This window comes from Butyrivibrio sp. XBB1001 (genome assembly GCF_000424505.1).
Classification (GTDB): Bacteria; Bacillota; Clostridia; order Lachnospirales; family Lachnospiraceae; genus Butyrivibrio.
Genome location: NZ_AUKA01000003.1, coordinates 153137 through 173602, shown reverse-complemented (window position 1 = coordinate 173602; position 20466 = coordinate 153137). Strand labels below are relative to the sequence as shown.

The 20466-nt window shown below is 34.3% G+C and carries 17 protein-coding genes; all 17 read right to left on the bottom strand.

Features of this window, described 5'->3' with window-relative positions; genetic code table 11:
- Window positions 1-3: 3 nt before the first annotated feature.
- Complete coding sequence (locus G631_RS0105845; RefSeq protein ID WP_026488656.1) at window positions 4-1197, bottom strand: hypothetical protein; 1194 nt, start codon at window positions 1195-1197, stop codon at window positions 4-6.
- The gene (locus tag G631_RS0105840; protein ID WP_026488655.1) at window positions 1194-2942 is read right to left on the bottom strand and encodes an ABC transporter ATP-binding protein; all 1749 of its coding nucleotides are present in this window, start codon (window positions 2940-2942) and stop codon (window positions 1194-1196) included. The genes G631_RS0105845 and G631_RS0105840 overlap by 4 nt, the downstream gene beginning before the upstream one ends.
- Window positions 2939-4096 carry a glycosyltransferase family 4 protein gene (locus G631_RS0105835; RefSeq protein WP_026488654.1) on the bottom strand — a complete coding sequence of 386 codons (1158 nt, stop codon included), beginning with the start codon at window positions 4094-4096 and terminating at the stop codon, window positions 2939-2941. The genes G631_RS0105840 and G631_RS0105835 overlap by 4 nt, the downstream gene beginning before the upstream one ends.
- Window positions 4096-6027, bottom strand: coding sequence for a hypothetical protein (locus G631_RS0105830; RefSeq protein ID WP_026488653.1), 1932 nt, complete (start codon window positions 6025-6027; stop codon window positions 4096-4098). The genes G631_RS0105835 and G631_RS0105830 overlap by 1 nt, the downstream gene beginning before the upstream one ends.
- Complete coding sequence (locus G631_RS0105825; protein WP_026488652.1) at window positions 6027-7349, bottom strand: hypothetical protein; 1323 nt, start codon at window positions 7347-7349, stop codon at window positions 6027-6029. The genes G631_RS0105830 and G631_RS0105825 overlap by 1 nt, the downstream gene beginning before the upstream one ends.
- An 8-nt stretch (window positions 7350-7357) precedes the next feature.
- Window positions 7358-8584 carry an MBOAT family O-acyltransferase gene (locus tag G631_RS0105820; protein ID WP_255345391.1) on the bottom strand — a complete coding sequence of 409 codons (1227 nt, stop codon included), beginning with the start codon at window positions 8582-8584 and terminating at the stop codon, window positions 7358-7360.
- Between the two features lie 252 nt (window positions 8585-8836).
- Window positions 8837-9832: an acyltransferase family protein gene (locus tag G631_RS0105815; RefSeq protein ID WP_026488650.1), complete on the bottom strand. Its 996-nt coding sequence runs from the start codon at window positions 9830-9832 to the stop codon at window positions 8837-8839.
- Window positions 9833-9878: 46 nt separating this feature from the next.
- Complete coding sequence (locus tag G631_RS0105810) at window positions 9879-11372, bottom strand: glucosyltransferase domain-containing protein (RefSeq protein ID WP_026488649.1); 1494 nt, start codon at window positions 11370-11372, stop codon at window positions 9879-9881.
- A gap of 174 nt (window positions 11373-11546) precedes the next feature.
- Entirely contained in the window at window positions 11547-12470 is a 924-nt protein-coding gene (locus tag G631_RS0105805; RefSeq protein WP_026488648.1) for a glycosyltransferase family 2 protein, read from the bottom strand.
- Window positions 12471-12478: 8 nt separating this feature from the next.
- The gene (locus tag G631_RS0105800) at window positions 12479-13591 is read right to left on the bottom strand and encodes a DegT/DnrJ/EryC1/StrS family aminotransferase (RefSeq protein WP_026488647.1); all 1113 of its coding nucleotides are present in this window, start codon (window positions 13589-13591) and stop codon (window positions 12479-12481) included.
- A gap of 153 nt (window positions 13592-13744) precedes the next feature.
- A complete protein-coding gene (locus tag G631_RS0105795; RefSeq protein WP_026488646.1) occupies window positions 13745-14167 on the bottom strand; it encodes a sugar 3,4-ketoisomerase in 423 nt (140 codons plus the stop codon).
- Between the two features lie 158 nt (window positions 14168-14325).
- The gene (locus G631_RS18185) at window positions 14326-15156 is read right to left on the bottom strand and encodes a hypothetical protein (RefSeq protein WP_051196907.1); all 831 of its coding nucleotides are present in this window, start codon (window positions 15154-15156) and stop codon (window positions 14326-14328) included.
- A gap of 182 nt (window positions 15157-15338) precedes the next feature.
- Entirely contained in the window at window positions 15339-16124 is a 786-nt protein-coding gene (locus G631_RS0105780) for a hypothetical protein (protein WP_026488645.1), read from the bottom strand.
- A gap of 39 nt (window positions 16125-16163) precedes the next feature.
- Window positions 16164-17405: an oligosaccharide flippase family protein gene (locus G631_RS0105775; RefSeq protein WP_026488644.1), complete on the bottom strand. Its 1242-nt coding sequence runs from the start codon at window positions 17403-17405 to the stop codon at window positions 16164-16166.
- A gap of 47 nt (window positions 17406-17452) precedes the next feature.
- Window positions 17453-18229 (bottom strand): DUF268 domain-containing protein, encoded by a 777-nt coding sequence (locus tag G631_RS18180; protein WP_051196905.1) that lies wholly within the window; start codon window positions 18227-18229, stop codon window positions 17453-17455.
- Between the two features lie 43 nt (window positions 18230-18272).
- Entirely contained in the window at window positions 18273-19304 is a 1032-nt protein-coding gene (locus G631_RS20015; RefSeq protein WP_026488643.1) for a glycosyltransferase, read from the bottom strand.
- Between the two features lie 25 nt (window positions 19305-19329).
- A complete protein-coding gene (locus tag G631_RS18170) occupies window positions 19330-20436 on the bottom strand; it encodes a UDP-N-acetylglucosamine 2-epimerase (RefSeq protein WP_051196903.1) in 1107 nt (368 codons plus the stop codon).
- Window positions 20437-20466: the final 30 nt, after the last annotated feature.

Here is a 20466-nt window from a genome sequence, read left to right as displayed (position 1 = left end):
CGCTCACATCTTTTCTATCATTTTTGCTTTATTATCCATTTTTCTAAAAACATTCATTGAAAAAAGCATATACATTAATACGTATGGTATAGATAACCATACAACAGACATCTCCATCTTAAACAAGTATCTACTATATTGCGCTAACGATACCACATTTACTATTATCGCAATCCAAACATTACTATACTCAAAGGCCAAAAGATAAACAGATAATAAAACAACAGCCAGGAAATCATACCTTTGTCTCATACGAGGTAAAAACATATAGCAAGTCCATGATATCCATGTTGCCATCATCATAATATCCTTATCATCAACCCTCTCGCTTATGGTGTAGAATTTATAACAATACAGTACTAAAACCACTGCAGTAATGAGAATAGCTGGCATCGCACATACTTTCGGGTCGATGAAACCAAACTCATATATATTTGTTGTATTAGTCATCATTGCAGCACCTTCACCAGTTTGAAACAGATATGTTCCATATGTGTCCCAAACACTTCTTCCACAAAGAATTGCTGGCAGTCCACTTAGGAGAAAAATAAATGGTATCCATAGATATGTAAGAAAACTAAATTTTTTCTTGATAAAATACATTAAAAAAACTAACGGTAGCAGAAAAATAGCCTGGAGTTTAAAAGCAAATCCAATTGTCCATGCAATAATCGATTTATTGTATTTCTCTGTAGCCATGTAGTATAGAAACATGACACAAAAAGCTGTATAAACAGAATCACATTGTTTCCACAACGCTCCATTTAGTAGCATACAAGGTAAATATAGTATACAAACTGCAATCAAAGCAGCTCTTTTCTTGGAGATATATTTTTCCAATGCAGGTATCGTTAGGAATCTATATACATATAATGAACAGAGGCAATCACAAAGAATTGAAAAAAGCGCCATAATATAACACGGTTGCATTGGAAACAAGGAAGAGAATGCTACAATTAGATTATATGGTACATAATAATCGCCTATAGTCCTACCTAAACCGCCAATCACTCCATATTCCTTATATTCCAACCACCAGGGATACCAACATATTGTATAATCAGCACTGTATTCTGTAATGGGAATAAAATACGCTCGAATTAGTAATGCGATAGAAACTACAAAAAACAAAACAATTGCAAAACCCTTTTTCTCTACAAAAGAATGGATTTTTTTATCAACTTCAAGCGTCTTCATTTTCCCAATACCTCACTTTTTTCCCTCCGAGTCACTTTGCCTTCTCCAACCTCATATACAAGATCAGCATTCTGTATGGTAGAAAGCCTATGCGCAATAATAATAATAGTTTTTGTTCCATGAAGTCCATCAATCGCTTCCATAACAGCTTTTTCAGTCTCATTATCAAGCGCAGATGTAGCTTCATCCAAAACAAGTACTTCTGGATTATGATAAAGAGCTCTTGCTATACCAATTCTCTGTTTTTGTCCTCCAGAAATTCTTGCTCCTCGTTCACCAACTACAGTCTCAAAACCTTCTGGAAGAGAACTAACAAAATCCAATAACTGAGCCTTTCTTGCAGCTTCCTCTACTGCCTTATCATCTATTTCATCCTCTTCAATTCCGAAAGCTATATTCTTCCTGATAGAATCATCCGACAAATAAATCGCTTGTGGAATATATCCGATATTTTTCTGCCAGCCACTCATATTACTGTTGATATCTACTCCATCAACTTCAACTTTACCCGACTTTGGAATCAGTAGTCCTAAAATAATATCAACAAGCGTAGTCTTTCCTGAACCAGATTCTCCCACAAAGGCCACAGTCTTCCCCCTACTGATCATAAATGAAGCCTTTTTTACGATTTCCTTCTCAGAGTCATCATATCCAAAAGAAATGTTCTCAACCTTTATGGAATCTGTAAGTTCCATCTTGCCAAGCTTAGCCACTTGTTCCTTCTTTTCCTGGACAGACTCTACGCTCCTTAAATCCTCATATATCAGGTTCACCGATGGATAGCAGTTATTGATTGCAGATGTATGCTCATTGATTCTTCCAACTGATGGCATAAGCCGAAATGCAGCTGTGGCAAAAACCGCCAGCTGTGGAATAAAACTGCTAATATTACTACTGTCTGTCTTCATCTTAATGATAACAGCCAACATAAGTCCTATAATACAAATCGACTCTACAAAATACTTAGGAAGGACCGAGGCAAGTCGGCTAAGTCTGATACAGCGCATATTCAGTGAAAATGAGTGAGAAAACTTCTTGATAAAATACTCTTCGCGGTTTAAAACCTTGATTTCCTTGACTCCACCAAGAGCCTGATTTGCACACTCTAATATTTCAGCGCCATATTTCTGGCTCTGTCTTCCAACTTCTCTAAGCCATTTTTTAGAAAATAGGACATATAATGACACTGCAATAAACAAAGAAATAGATGTTATTATCGTAATCATAGGGCTAACGATAAATAAATATACTATAAGTGCCGAACAGACAACTATCTCCATTATCAGTTCCAAAGTATGAATAACCGCCTTGGTAAAATAGTCAGTATCCACCTGAATTGTTCTAATTAGTTCCGCTGGATTTGTTTTAAGATGATAAGCATAGTTTTCTGCCAAATACGCTTTTAATAGTCTTTTAGCTACTCTATGTTGCATCCCATAAGAAAACAAATAAACAGAATTCTTTTCATATGTAAGAAAAAGGTTCTTAAAGACATAAACAACAATAATAAATACTGCTATGCCAATAATAAAGCTATTTGTGTCTCTAAATCCCATTATCCTATATGTATATGACAAAAACTTGTTTTCCTCGATAACCGTAGGGGCAGTAATAATCTGAATAAAAGGAGTAAATACCGCAACTCCCATAAGTTCCAGTATGCCTCCAATCACAATAAGAAGCGCAATATACGCCATCTTAAACTTTTCCTGTTTGGAAAAAATATAGGACAATGTCTTAATCAATTCTTTTTCTCCATATCAGCCAGTATTTCTTCTATAGTATCTAGATAGTTCCTGAATTGGAAATTATCACATACATGTTTGTAAGCCTTGGCCCCCATTTTAGGGATATTATCCTTTTCAGATAAAATGCCATCCATTTTTGCATAAAGATCATCTTCATCACAATCCATGAAGACTTCTCCAGTTTCACCACAAGCTATATAGTCAGCAGTCCCATTATCTGTTCCACTTATTGTGGGAACGCTAAACGCCATAGGTTCAATAACAGTAATTGAGGCAGGTTCTCCCGTGCTAGTAAGGACAAACAAATCTGTCTCTTGATATATACGTTCCACCTCAGCCTTAGGCAAATTCTTAAACAGAATTATTCTATCTTCTAAGCCCTGCTCCTTTATATACTTCTCAAGCCTATCATAATATTCCTGATGAAATTTATCTGATAACTCGCCTGCTATAGTCAGCTTAATTTGGGGATATTTCTCAGAAAGGCGCTTAATCACATTCACCATCAGGAAGTGGTTCTTTCTCTCTTGATACTTCCCAATTTCAAAAACATTGATATTTCCATCTTTGTAATAGCTTCGTTCTTCTGGTGCAACTCTAGGCTCAACTATAAATGGCGCAAAGAAAGACTTGCCATCACGAACCTTGCCTTCCATATCTATTCCAATCTGTCTGGTTGGAGATATTCTGTATTCTGGCGTAAGCTTTCTAGCAAGTCTATGAGCCAAATCATATTTATAGTATCCAGGCTCAGCAAATACAGGGCTGAGATTATAGAGAATCGTTCTATATCCATTCTTTTTGCAGAAATGATAACAAAACATTGTGTATAAGGAACGTTCCCTCAGTACTATAACATCAGGATTAAACTCTTTAATAATCTTCTTAATGCCCTTCATTGGGGGAATTCCATACCTAAGATTAATATCTTTGGCAAAAGGATCATTTTTCTTGATCACATTAACATACAATTTGAAAAATACATTAAAAGCTTTAGAGTATCCCATAACATGAGGTACAACATATTTGTGATCCTCCACTTTTCCCTTATATTGGCTAATTACACATACTTCATTGCCATTCTCCTTCCAACCTTTCATGGTTGAAATCATATTAGTATGGTATCTGTGTAATACATATAATATTCGCATTATGCTCCCTCGAAACAATAATAATATTTTAACCGTAAATCATTTTCTGTATACTCAACGGTATATAAAGTTTTCTGTAAAACCGGCCCATCAAACATACTTCCATAATTAGCTTCAAAATCATCATCTATACTAAAAACATACACATATGTACATCCGTATTCAATAAGATGCCTTTTCCACTCATCCAATGATAGTTCACTGCCATCCGCATTTTCCATCATCTTGTCTTCCTGCAAATAAACATAATTGCCCGGTGTGATTAAATAATAAAAAGAATACTTATCAACTTTATCTTTCTGGTCAACTAAATATATGGTGTCATTCTCATTAACATTTATAAACTCTGTGTAGTATGTAGTAATTCTATCAAATGATGCTACTGGAAAATTGGATGTAGCTAATAATACTACTAGCAATATAGAAATTACTACATCAACCAGCTTGGAATCCTTATATTCTATAGTTAATATTTTGTACAAACCTATAATCACGAATATCAGTATATAAGTAAATAAATATCTGTTACATTCAGCAGATCTGGCTGTTTGTTCAAGTGTTCTTGTCGATAAATTCGCATAATATACAAATAAAGTATAGATAAGAAATCCTATATTTATCCAAGTAATAAAATTAGTATCCAGTTTTCTTTTCGTTTTATCCTCTTTTCTCAGGACAAAAAAATAACATAAGTCTACCGCTAAAATAATAACATAAAAAGGTATTAAAATCGCATATCCAAATCCATAAACTACATATCTGCCGTTGATAGAAAAAATACATTTTAAAAAACTATTTATAGTACTCTGTCTTATTTCAAGGGGGATAAGCATAGTGACTCCAGCAAATCCAAACAATAGAACCCCTATGGTTAATCCTTCCATAACCAGCATCCATTGTTTTTTTATAATAATTACCATAGCCAAAGCGACAACAATAAGTAAACTTGCTATACCCGCCAGATCAAGTAATGAGCCATGAATTAGTTCACTAAGAACAATAAGATACCTCAAGAGTGATGAATATCCGCTATCAATAAAACACAATGCATCCCAAATCAAAAGTGATGCAAGCACTGCAATAACCGCACAGATAAGCACTCTATTAAATTGCTTAGAAAATCTCTGTTTATTATCCGAAAAAGCTTCGCAACATAGCAAAACAGTAATTAACATCAAGGCTAATACAAACCCTGCTTTCTTGGATAAAACTAGAATTACAATTCCAAGGCAAACCCCTATAGCGTCTATCCTCGTTTTATATAGCAAAAAGTTTCTAATCTTTATTAGTATATATGCAGCTAATACACCAATAAATGTATCTAATGCCAAGGAATAATAACCATATCCGTCCTTTGATAAACACGGCAAAAGTATTGCTACTAATGTGAGCATTATCTTAGTAAAGTGATTCTTAATTTTTACATCTTCAACAATAGATACCAGCATATATGCAGTAAAAAATGCTTGACCTACTAAAAGAACAGCATCTGATTCATTTTTCCAAAAATATAAAGATAAGGTATTCCAAGAAATCATTCCAGGAATATAGCTAAACCTGTTTATTCTGCCAAAATAATAAAATTCCTTAGCAAATCTCGCCCATACTAATTGGGCATCTTTGTCAGCTATATAGCGGTTTTGCATAACCAATAATAACCATATAAAGATTACTACATAAGCCAACACACTAAAACCGTATTCTTTTAGCCGTTCATCAAGATTCCCTCGTATTCTCTGAACTACATATAGCAGTGACACTAAAGCTAAAACAATCAAAAGATATTTTGCCCAGATAAATCCTATTGAAGCTCCAAATGCATAAGCCACCATAGTTGTGCACATCATTACTATGGGCGCAATATACTCAAATTTTACTTTTTTCCACAAAGATATTGCCAAGATTACTGGCAATAGAACTATTGGGGTCACTATTCTTCCTCCTGCCTAGTACATTCGACCGTTGAAAAAGATCCATCCACTAATTCAACATCAAACGATACTCTGTCAATAACTTTTCCATTTCTAGAAATAGTAATGTCAACTAAATTAGAGTAATTACCTGTCTTTATGCTTAACTCATTGCCTGCTGCCTTAGTATTATCACAAAGCTTTTTAAAATATGTATTATTCAGTACCATATCATTACTTGTTTTTATTTCTGCGGCCACCTTTGATGACGATGTAAGCATTAGATATTCATCAAGAGTCTCCGATTTTCTGAATAAATTATCACAATACTCCTCATATTCATAGTAGTCCTTATTCCATCCAACGTAACTTTCCTGACTTCGCCTATCTTCCAGACCATACCCTTCACTAAGAATCTTTCCACAATAATCTGTTACTTTTCTGGCCCCCGAAGGATTTAAATGCCCAAAATTATAAAAATCTGTTTCGTAATCAACTATATCTAAATCAAGAAAATCCAGATACTGTAAATCATATTCTTTAGCAATAGCTGATAACCTCTCTGCTTCCTCCCACCCTGTCTCATCTGCGACATAAGGAAGATAGGTCAGAACAACTCTTATATTCCTAGCCTGGCACTCTTCTATTATCCTTCTAAGGTACACTTCAGCAGTCGTCTCATTATTCCACGAGTAAGTTGAAATTTTATCCGTTTTATTGGCCTTACATATTCCAACTCTAGACTCGGCACCCTTTTCAAGATTAACAGCAGGATTAAAATCATTCTTGGTTAGTTCATTCCATCTTGAATGATAAACTGAAAAGTTCCATAATAATCCTATTTTTGTTCTTTTCTCATCACTTTGACGAGCTGTTCCATCCTGAATTGATTTCTCAAGTCCCTCATCATTAAGCAAATCGTTTACTGCCATTATTTTTGTTTTACTAATAGGAAAGGCATCAAATGACAAATGCAGGTATGAGAATATATCTGAAGCTTTCCACTCACTAGATAATAAATAACCATCTATGACAACAACTTTTGGTGTCTTATAGTTTAATGCATTTTCCATAACCCAATAACTAGTTGCTATCTGACTGGAATGGCCTCCGAAATTATAGGAAACTATCCCATAGTCTTTCCATAATTGCATTGGAAATACAGCATTAAGCATATGACTACTACCCAAAAACCAAACATCTATGTCCTCTCTCTCATCGAAAAAATCTGCATACTTCTCATAGGATGCTTTCCTCTCAAACAGTGGAGTAATACTGCCTAATGCCACTCCTAAAAGTATAAGCGTAAACATAAAAACTAGGATTTTCTTAATCTTATCCACAAAACACCTCAAAACTGGAAATAAATAAAGTTAGCATCATTATATCCAGGTCCCCAAATTCCAAAAACAAGTATAAAAACAATGGCAAAAGCCACAACCAAGCTCCTAATTATCCAGCATTGGCTAAGAATAACTTCTCTTAATCTTATATCTTTATGTTTACACCAATCAACTATAGCCAATATAAAGATAGCAAATATCAAGAATAATAAATTACTCTCATCCAAACCACAATAACATAGAGATTTATCCACCAATACATTTGGATTATTAGCTGTAACAATAGATTTCACAATATATAATGCTTCCCTAGCACTAGATGCCCGAAAGAAAACCCAAGCAAAATCCACTAATAAAAATGTCACAAGTCCTTTAAAAAAATTGAATATTGCAGAATCTTCTTTGATTGCCAAAGCATCTACAACTCGATTTCTAATAGGTTTTATAATATCTCCTATCACTTGATATATACCATTTAGTCCTCCCCATATTATGAAGGAAAATGCAGCTCCATGCCACAGTCCACTCATCAAAAAAACAAAAACTATATTGAAGTATTTCCTCAGCGTTCCCTTCCTATTTCCTCCAAGAGGTATGTAAAGATAGTCTCTAAACCACGATGTCAATGAGATATGCCACTTTCTCCAAAACTCAGATACTGAAGTAGAAAAATATGGCGCATCGAAATTCTCCATAAGATTTATACCAATCATCTTTGCAGAACCAATTGCAATAGTAGAATATCCGGCAAAATCGCAATATATTTGCACTGCGAACAGTATAGTAGCCACTATCAAATAATATCCTGTATATGCAGTCGAATATCCATATATAGTGTCTACAAAAATCGCTGCTCTATCAGCTATGACTATTTTCAGAAAGTACCCCCATAGCATCATAAGTAGTCCATCTCTAAAGTTATCATAATCAAACTTATGAGGCCTTGATAATTGCTTTATCAAATTACCAGATCTCTCAATCGGCCCGGCAACAAGCTGAGGAAAAAAAGATACAAACAATGCATAATTAATTAGACTCTTCTCTGGCTCTATTTTTCCTCTGTAAACATCAATGCTATAGCCCAATGCCTGAAAAGTATAAAACGAAATACCTACAGGCAACACTATATCAAAAGCTGGTATTTTTATTGTAATGCCTGCTCTTCCGAATACACCATCCATAATATATACAAGAAAATTAGTGTACTTGAAAACTACTAATATTCCTAAATTCATGGCGGCACACAGATAAAGTATAATTTTTTTTATTTTTATATTATCTCTATATCTCCCAATTAATAAGCCTGATGCATACGTGATTAACGTTGACGCCATTATCAACACAATATACTTTGCATTCCAACACATATAGAAATAGTAGCTTGCAAGCAATAGCCATATGTTCTTCAGCTTGACAGGCAAGCTAAAATAAAAAAGCATTACTATAGGCAAAAAAACTAGAAAATTAATTGAATTAAATAGCACTCCTTATGCCCACCTTTTTCCAAAAACAATTCTAAACTTAGTATTATCGACAGTCTCATTAAGCCAGTAAATGCAGATAAGGCTAAGCACAAGAACAATAGCCTTACTGATAGTCCCAGCAATAGCCCCTCTATTAAAAATATATAGTAGTAGTAAAATTATCCCCTGGTTAAGGCAGAGATATACTATAGAATTTCTTCCTACGCTTTGAACAAATCTACCAATAAAGCTCTTTCCAAAAAATCTATCAATATACTTTGAAATATTAATCCAAACAAGCATGCCAAGTAAAGCATTTATCAAGAACAGTGGGACTATACCGTAGTTTTCTGTGCGTATATTGGCTTCCTCATTCATAAAAATTAGTATTCCGCCGATTATAGCCAAAATAAAAGTAGCTATATAATTCATATTAAAAAGAATTTTTATAAATCGTTGCTCTTGTAATCTAAAGGATAAATCTCCAATAAAATAAAACAGTACCCCCACCATAGCCTGATTAAGCGCCCACGGCAGTTCTATACCAAAAAACTGGTGAATCGAATATCCAATAGTAAAAAGCAACAAAACAAGCACTATTTTCACAAACGTATTATTAATTGCATGATCAATCCCCCAATAAATCACAAATACAAAAAAAATAGCCGAAAGGAACCAAATAGCTCCAACAATTGATAGTCCCGACGTATTAATCCAAAATAGCTTCAGAAACTTTTCTATTCCAGCTCCATATATTACAGCATCTATCACGTAAAACAGTATTCCAAACACAAAATATGGGATAATAATAGCTCTTGCTTTGTTCTTAATAAAGTTTCTAAACGAATTATATTTTTTCTTTTCATGGTCATAAAAAAAACCTGACGCTGCAAAAAACATAGGCATATTAAAGGCATGAATATAGTAACTACCCTCAGTCCAAATGCCAACATGCCCCATCATCATAAAAATGATACCTAAGCCACGAAAAACATCAATATATGATAATCTCTTATTCATAATATAGTCCCTGTTTCTTTGAACTAAAAACCATTGTATGCATCTATTATTTTTTTAGTTTCACATAAACATATTCATCATTAGCATAAACAGTTTCATACATATTATCGATTACCAATGGAAGATTCAGCTTCTCAAAATCAAGAACCTCATCATAAGTAAAACGCGTATTTAATCCAAAATAATTATATAAGTAAAAGCCCTCACCAAATAAGAAAGAAGGATCATCTTGAACATTATAGCTTAGCAATTTTCTAACATAATCGTAATGATTATTCATTTTAGTAATAACTGGTGAATAACCAATATCACCTGTTACCCCCAAGCACTTAAGTTCCTTCTCATTATAATCCAATGTGTTTAAATCACTAATAAGAACCTGCATTCTAAAATCTGTATATCTCCCCTGTTCCTTCATTGCATTTCCATATGCAAGCGCATAAACAAAAAAGCACCAGTTAACAATCAAAAAGCAAAGCTTAGATAAAGTAGGCCTAGATAAACAACTTAGCTTTATAAAAATAATGGCAATTAATGTGCCTAATCCTAGCATTCCTCTTGCATCTATAGAGTCTCTACTCATTATTAGCATCACATTCCACACGAATACACTGCTTAGAAAAGAAGCTGCGCAACCTAGCAAAACAGATACTATCTTATTGCGTTTTGTTTCACAAAATATCTCATACAGATAAAACAATCCCGCTAAACCTATAAAGAATAACCATAGCTTTCTAAAATCTACAGCAACCAACCTATACATATCTATGTAACGATATACAATAGTGGAGAGAATTCTATTCACTGGTACAATTGCAGTATCTCCTGGCTGCATTAGTATAAATGCAAATATCAGAAGAGCACTAACAAAAGCCAACATTGAAACTCCAATAAACTTTCCAATATCCTTGAGTTCTTCATCCTCACAAAACATGTCGACTGCAAGAAAAACTACTATAGTTGGGTAAATCCCTGAAGAGGTCTGATACGTAGTTATCATCAGCAACAAGCAAATCAAAGATATGATATAGAATTTTTTATAACCACTTTTTCTAAACAAAAATGGTAATATAGAAACCATTATAGACATTGCCATATATGGTGAGTCATACTTAAATGAAATGCAACCAAAAAAGTATGGGCATAATCCAACCGCTAAAGAAGCAAGCAAATTCATAAATGACACTTTTCCGGTCTTAGAAAAGACTTTAACTAGCATTAGAGATGAGACTGCCAAGAACAAGCAGGCAATAATCTGTGGAAAAGGCGAGATATCTATCAAATCCCAATCTGCATGCATTACATTTGATAGAATTGTTGTGGTCCATCTAGACCAATCCATCCAGCCATGATAGCCTATGTACTTACGCATTATGTCATCTGCATAATTGAAATCAGCTCGTAAAATAGAACTAAATGCTATCAAATAGATGAAAAAAAGTATTCCCGTCAATCTACCATTTTCATTAATAATTTTATTAATATATTCAAATGTTCTTGCCTCTATATTCTTTAATCCTTCACGAAACTTTGTAATCATAATAAAACCTTCCTATGCATCCACCCAAAATAATATAAAATAGTAAAAGAAATACTATTTCAGATAGTCTCCATACTAAGAGTTCACAAAACTATACCAAGAAGCTCATATAAACACTATTATCGGTTTCATACAATAACAATAATACTGGATATTGCTTGATTTACCGATACCTTATTTTTTCTTAACCTCATCAATAATAAAAGGCGGTCTTTTCCTTGACTCCTCAAGCGTTCTCCAGAGATACTCTCCTAAAACAGAAAGCATTATAAAAATCGCCCCAAAACCAAATAAAACTACAGACATTATCGATGCGTAGCCAAGAATTGGTGTCCCTTTAGTTATTTTTTCATAGATGACCATGATTATTCCGATGAGAGAGCAAAGAGCAAATAATGAGCCCAATGTTGCCATGCATCTTATAGGGAAATACGAAAAACTCATCATAGAGTCTACTACCAGCTTTATCTTTTTGCCCAATGTCCAGCGTGACTTGCCAACCTCTCTGTCTTTCCTATGGAAGTATATCTTTTCGGTTTTAAAGCCCACCCACATAACCTGAAGAGTGAGGGATGAATTCTTTTCGTCCATAAGTTTAAGAACTTCTATAGCCTTTCTATCTACCAAGTAGCAATCACATCCTCCTTGTGGCATATCCTTGTTGATAGTCTTTCTAACAAGCCAGTAATAGCATCCTGCAAAAAACTTTTTCACAGAGTTCTCATCTCTTGATTCTCTGATAGCCAACACTACCTTATTGCCACGTTTCCAGCTCTCATACATATCGAGAATCAATGTAGAATCTTCCTGCAAATCTGCCTGTTTGGTCACCGCGCAATCGCCTGTACATACAGAAAGTCCTGCAAGGATTGCTGCATGTTCACCAAAGTTTCTAGAAAGTTTGGTGCATACCACTCTGTCATCTTGAGCTGCTATTTTCTGTATAATTTCCCAGGAATTGTCCCCTGACCCGTCATCTACAAATACTATCTCGTAGTCTCCGAGCTTTCCTAATATTTTCTCTTTCATATCTGCATATAGCAGTTCAAGTGTGTCCGCGTTGTAGTACACAGGTACTACGATTGATAGTTTAGACATAATGCTCCTTATTGCTTAATTTTTCCAAATGCATTGATACAATCAATTACTTTATCTTGCTCTTCACCTGTCATTCCGTTATACATAGGCAGCGAAATAACTTCATTCGCATAATGCCCAGTTATTGGAAGGCTGCCTTCAGCCATATTTAGATATCCATACGCTTCAGATCTATGCGGTGGTATCGGATAATGAATTATTGTAGCTATATCATTATCTTCCAAGTACTGTTTCAAGTCATCTCTTTTGCCTGGGACTCTAAGCACATACTGGTGCCAGACAGATGTTGAATTGGGTGCTATAGTAGGCTTGATAACCAGTGGATTATCGATACCTTCAGTATATCTCTTGGCAAGTTTCTCTCTTTCCTGAGTTATCTCTGCCATATGCTTCAATTTCACTCTTAAAAGCCCTGCCTGAAGTTCATCGAGTCGGGAATTAGCACCTACAACCATATTGTAGTAACGTTTCTCACTACCATAATTTCTATATATCTTCATGAGCCTAGCCAGTTCTGGATCATCAGTTGTGATTGCTCCGGCATCTCCAAATGCTCCCATATTCTTGGATGGATAAAAAGAAAAGCAGCCAATATCTCCAAAGCTTCCTGTCATCTTCCCATTATGACAAGCCCCATGGGATTGAGCACAATCCTCAACAAGTTTCAGATTATGCTTCTTACAGATTTCCTGTATTTTAGTCATGTTTGCAGCCTGTCCATAAAGATGCACTACAAGGATAGCCTTTGTCTTATCTGTAATCTTCTCTTCTATCTTATCAGCATCTATCTGATAGTACTGATCAGGTTCTACAAAAACTGGAGTTGCATCATTTATGGTTATCCCCATCACGCTAGCTATATATGTGTTCCCCTGCACAATTACTTCATCGCCTTTTCCTATCCCAAGCACTCTAAAAGCAAGCCAAAGCGCATCCAGCCCACTGGCAAGACCTACAGCATACTTAGTGCCCACGTATTCTGCGAACTCTTTTTCAAAAGCCTCATCCTCTTTTCCAAGTATGTACCATCCAGAACGCAGAACTTCTAAAGCTTTCTGTTCATATTCTTCCTGATATTTATAAAAGCCGCGATCCATGCGGCTTTGCATTATTTTATCCATATTGAATTTCCCTTAATTTATTATGTTTTGCCAAAGCAATTCTTTGTATCATTGAGTATGTATTGAAATACTTGAGATGATATTTATGATTTCTATACTTGACAATTCAAGCTAGTAGCCCTCATTTCAAATGGGTGGTTGCTACGCTCTCAATCATTCTTCCTGCGACTCAACTTCTTTAATGAATTCATCATAATCACGTATATACTCGCCCTCAATATAATGCTCACTAGCCAATACAAGCAATACGGAATCCGGCGAAAAATCATACATTTCTTTCCAAACCATCGGCCCAAGATATAATCCCATTCTAGGCTTATCCAGAACGATTACTTCCTTCTTTTTACCATCATCAACAAGAACCTTGCTACTACCACTAACATTGATGAGAACAAATCGCGTATATCTATTAGCATGATTACCACGCTTGATATCAGGGTCTGATCCATACATATAAAATACTCTCCTAATATCAAACGGAACATCAAAACCCGAGCCTTCAGCAACTACTAAGTTGCCACGTTCGTCACCGTATTCTTTAAATTCTAGAACTTTGTAATTTGTTGAACAAACCATATTTTGTACCTTTGGTATAGTTATTTATTTTACCCAAAATCTCTATAATCTCTTACATTATCACTTTCATCATACATTCCAAATACCCACACTATCAGATCATATTACAGTGCCTTATGCTGTTGATTACACCATCACTGTATGGCAAAAAAACGAAATCAATCCCTTACTAAGCGTACTATTTCCTTCCTAAACGACGGATTTCCAACATCTATGCCATATAGCATATAGCCTCCAGATTTAGAAATTTCACCTGTAACGCCTTTATAACCTTCCAGCAGATTCTCAATCTCTTCTTCATCTTCTGGTTTGTGATAAGTACAAATCAAAAAACTGCAATTATCATTCGCTAATAGTTTCTCGGCGCCGGCAAGCACTTTCTTCTCCCTGCCCTCAACATCGGCTTTTACAACAAAGTGCGGTGCTGTATCAGCGTTCACGTCACTTATGTATCTAGCAGATACTTCATCAAGCATTATATTCCCATCGGAACAATTATCTGAGCAGTAACATGATATGATTTTAATTTTATCTTTGTATGGCTCAAATGTTTTATTTAGAGCCTCTACCCACATGGGGTCAGCCTCAAACAAAACGGCTTTTTTAATCCGCTCTATTATTGACAGACTGATTATTCCCTCCGCAGCCCCAACATCTAGGAATACACAACCATCAATAAAAGAGTTATCCTCTGGAAAATACCGATGAGGACTCCGTTTATCTTGTTCTTCAACAAGAGACATATAATACCTCTTCACAAAAGGCTTTGCCCATCCTCTAGGAAAAAACAGTTTCTTCTCTTCATAAAGAACATAAGGCATATGACAAGACAAATCGATAAAAACCTTAACATCAAGATTCTTGTACTCATCATGGAATGGGTACGGAAAGGCTACAATTGCATTATTATCTATCAAGTATTTCCATTCCTCAGGATAGTCATCCTTAAATCTTCCGGCCTTTATTTCCACAAGAAGGTAAGCACTCAACCGTGAGTACCTTATAATACTACCACGTTTATGAGATGATTTCTTCAGCTACTATTGTCGTGTTGCGCGATTCGCACAATTCGTCATATCAACTAAAGGAGGTTCATCTCATGAACACAAAGCAAAAGATTCACCATGCCAAAATGGCCAAATGGGCCGCCATTATCAAAGAGCAGTCCGATTCAAAAGTTCTTTATTAAATTTTGTATTTTCAAAATAATCCTTGGATTTATATTAAAAAGACAATCCTTTATTCTTCTTTTCAGAACATCTATATTTCCTTGCTCTTGACGCTTTTCTAAATCCAAGCTAATCCCCAGTTTTTTAGCATAATCACCAACTCCCAGAACCCACTTTCCTCTAAAAATAGCTCCAGTTTCATCAATTCTTTTCCAATTACTATTTTTTAGTTCTAATACTCTAACATTTCTTCCTCGTTCATCAAATGATAACACTCTTTCAAAATCCCAGGGAGATATCTCCTTATTTGTCATTTCATATAGATAATCTTTTCGAAAAATACCCGGCGCACAGGATAATCTATATGGTGCCCCAAATGGTATTTCGTTATAAATATCATCAATTGCTTTTGCTTGCTTTAAGCCTCCAATTTTACTATCTTCAAAATAAACTATCGCTATTTTTAAATCACTTTTCATTTTAGATATTGCTAATTCTATCGCCTTTTGATTTATCTTCTCCACAGGCCACTGATCTTCTAATAGAAAAATAACATAATCCTGTTCTATTTGATCAAGCGCTTCATGAAGCATCAATGCCCAATCCTTAGTATTAACATGAATTACCTTATCAAAGAAGCCATGTTCTGGAATCGGTTTACTCTCAGTTAGCAATGCTCTTTCATATGGACAGTCTCCCCACTGCTCTTCCAAACACTTACTACAGATTTCCCATGTATCTTCAAATTTATCGCATGAACATACCAACACTACTACATTAGAATTCATTTGAGTTCTCTCCAATATCAATTATCTTAAACGCATATCTCAATTTGTTATCGTAAAACGATTATGCTTTTTTATCCCTTCTACAAACAGAATCACAGTAATTGAAAAAAACATAGCCCCGCTCATAATCAATGGAATAGTCATCAACTTTACTCGGATCGCTACAACTAATATTATTAGTACCAAACCAATTGTCGCAGAAACAAATGTGAATACCTTTATCATATCTTTAGCAATAACAAACTGATAAAAAACAAAAAACATACCTAATGTAATGGAAAAAACAACATTTGGTATAATATATTCACCTGCTCCACTATAATTGTTCCCATATAATACAGCAATAATATCCTTGCTAAGCAACAACAATAATCCACTATACAACATCGAAATAACACAAGTTATTCCTTCTGAAATGAAAAAATAATTGTACTGCTTTTTAACATTATCCCCACAAGCCACTACTTTCGGTAAAAGAACCGTCGAAATAGGTGATGCTATCAAGAATATACTTATTTTAGCAAGATTACTGGCAACAGAATAAAAACCTAACTCTTTCTGAAAGCTATACATCTTACCAAGAAGAATATCTCCACCATTCATATACAATGAAACAATTCCATTTAACACCAATAAAAACAGGTAATCACATATCCGAGCTTTCTCAAATTTAAAACCTATAACACTTGAAACTGTCCAGCTATTTGATATCTTAGGAATCAGAACAAAAATCAATACTATTTCAGCTAATCCAAATCCAATAATCACGGCCATGGGACCAATTCCCAAATATCCAAGCAACACGCTAATAGCTAATCTAAGACTATATAAAGCAATACTTAACCATCCCAAAAAAGAAAAATCTTGTCTTCCTTGTACTATCCCAATAATAACATTGTAAATATTATTGACAAAAACCAATATCACAAACAACACATATTCTAGATAAGAAACAAGATCCAAATAATGCATAATATTCACAGCACACACAAGCAATAACACACTCTCAATTACACTTAATAATAATGCCAGACTTACTGCATCGCTTGCTTTTGAACTACATCCTTTATCCTTAGCCACCTCTTTACATACCATTATCTGAATCGGTATCATCAAAGTAGCTACCATTGATAAAAACGATTGAAATGCCATAATATTTGCATATTGTTCAACATTAAACACGCGTCCATAGATTATGAGTGATATATAATTAATTCCCGACGCTACACTAGATAAAAATGTAAACAGAACCGCTTTTTTCTTCAATAAGTTCTTTATCATATATTTTCCAAACAAAAAGCTATTACGTAAATCTACTTAGAATTTGACTATTTCTTCTCAAACACAAACATACCACAGTCATACTCGTTAAAATGATTTTGTTTAATAACCTCTACTGCCTGATCTCCCAAAAACTCATTCACTTTATAATCATGTATATATGCAAAACTAATCAACTTCATTTCACTGAATTGATCTAATATATAGGTTGGCTTAAATACCCTGTGTGAATTGTAAATTATGCCATTTCGATAGCTAATAGGTACACTAAAGTATAAAAAACCACCTCTTTTAATTACACGTTGCACCGCCTTCATAGCCTTATAGCTAGCAAATGCATCTGCTTTATCTCCATACCTAGATAATCCAAAATGCTCTACAGCATGTAACGTAGACAGCGATTCTATAGATGAATCCTCGAATTGTGATAAATCTGTCGCATCACCTTCAATAAATGACAAACCATCAATAGATATTGGTAACGGTCGAATATCTATCATTGTCACCGGAACTCTGTTACATAGCAAATGACTAATGAATCCATCAACTCTGCTACCTATATCATAATGAACACTAGGCTGATTCTTCATAACCTTTTGCGCCATATAAATATCTTGTAAATAATAATGTCTATCTATATTTCCGGCTTCCATCCTGTTATTACCAATAATAGGAATAATGCCTACAATAGGAAACAACTTATCTTTTTTTGAACCAAGGCGAATCAAGCCATATAAAAAGCGAACAATATCAATTGGTATATATATAATTCCTTTTATCTTGCAAATTAACAGCCACACTGCTTTCTTAACATAAATCCCCATTTGTTATAGGCAAAATGCCCCTCCTCAATTGTTAGAAAATGAATTACTTACCATAAGACTTAGGTCTCTCATTTATTTTTAATAACTTCTTCAAATATGAAATCGCTATTTGAACGCAAACATAATACAAATAAAACACATGCAAAAGCATCGTGCAATCCTTATGCTTTATAGCCAAATAAATGCTGTCACAAATAGGTACCGGAACGCATAATGCATATAAGCAAAACATCATAATTCTACTTTTATTTCGTTCCATCTTGTATGAAGAAAATCCGCCTTCATTCTTATATGAAATATTATTTATCACACGAAATTTCAATTTTTTTAAATATGTTTTTAAAGATGAACTACAATTATGACGTATCTTATCACGCTTGATGCATCCATAATATCCTGTATCTGTTATTATTCTGTCAAATGCACTACAAGTAAACGCTATACTTCCAAGTTCATCATTATAATGTGTTCTTACATAGTCCAAAGAATATGAGCACGTACCACTATCTGCCAATGGCAGAATATCTCTCGCTGTATACTTCATCACCGCATATCCGTCATGTTCTTCTTCTATATATTTTCTGTAGGTTTCATATTTATCGCCACGTGTTCGATACATAAACCGAGAGAATGGATCACCATATATATTCATGTATTGTGAAGATACTCCTACTATTTCTTTTCTCCCCAATACATACAAACTACTCAAAAGAACTTTACATTTAGGATTTTCTTCATAAAACCTTTTCTTATCTGACAATTGTTGTTTATATGTCAGTTCTTCATCTGAATCCATCCTAACAATATAATGCCCAATTGCTACTTTCTCCCCTATAGCTTTAGCAAATTCCGGAAGTTTTTGAGGATTATTTATTATTTTTGCTCCATATTTATTTGCAATATTGATAGTTGAATCTGTTGAGCCACCATCAACAACTATTATCTCTAAATCGTTTTTATCAATATCCTGTCTTTTTATTGATTCCAAGGTATATTCCAGAGTATTTTCAGAATTATACGTAGCTATTATTATCGAAAAAAAAGGTTTTATATCTGCAACATTATTTTTTAACATATCTATTTTTATGCAATCAACTCCATTACTCTATTAATCTCTCCATAAAATCCGCAATTAAAATAGAAGGCGATGCATCTTCAATAACCTCGCACATTTTATCAGAATCTCCTAATTGACTTATAAACACTTCGATATCACTTGCTTCCCCATTAAACAGTCTTGCATTAGCTCCTAGCCCTTCTTTTCTTTCAGTTACTTTTCTAAGAATCAAACATGGCTTTCTCATATAATATAGCTCTTCTTGATTGCTTCCCCCATCAGTAATAACAAACAATGAATTATTGAGGAGTTTCATAAAATCAAAATAGCCAACCCTTGGAAGCAAAATCACATTAGTCAATGTTTTAAGCTCATCCAACACACCTATTTTCACAAATGCATTTTCCGTTATTTTATGCATAAGAATAACACACTTTGTTTTTTTAGCTAAATTCTTAACCTCATTTACAACATCAATCACAAACGGCTTATTTGCCAAATTTTCCTGTCGGTGCATTACAAAAACGCAATACTCTTCTCCAGAAATTTCTTTAATAATCTCATTCTCAATAGGAATCTTCTTAGAATATGTCAAACTATCTAAAAGCGTATTTTGATAGGTATTTATTTTTCTACCGTTAGCTTTTCTTAAATTATTGTAAGCATATTCCCCTGGAGCAAAATGAACTCTGGCGATTCTACTTGTTAGCAATCTATCTATTTCCTCCGGAAATGGAGAAAAAATATTATGTGATCTTAGTCCAGCTTCAACGTGGCATACTGTCATCCCCAATTTTTTCCCGATTCTTGCCCCCATATATGTTGAAACAGTATCTCCATGAACTATCATATATGAATTTGCATAATCCATATCAGGAAATGTCCCTATAATCTTTTGCCGACTAATTCTATATGTTTTAATCCACCATTGAAGTAATCCCAAAGCAGTTTTTTTAATATCTTTTTCGTTACTTAATTCTAATTCAACTTCCCCACAATCAGTTTTTTTAATAATTACGCTGTCCTTAATGTCATTCTGACCACTTGCAACAATATGGCAATCAATATTCCTTTTTCTACACTCCTGTATTACCGGAAACACTTTTATTAATTCCGCTTCCGTCCCAATAAAAAACAAAATGCTTTTCATCTACTCCTAATCCTTTTCCATCCATTAGTC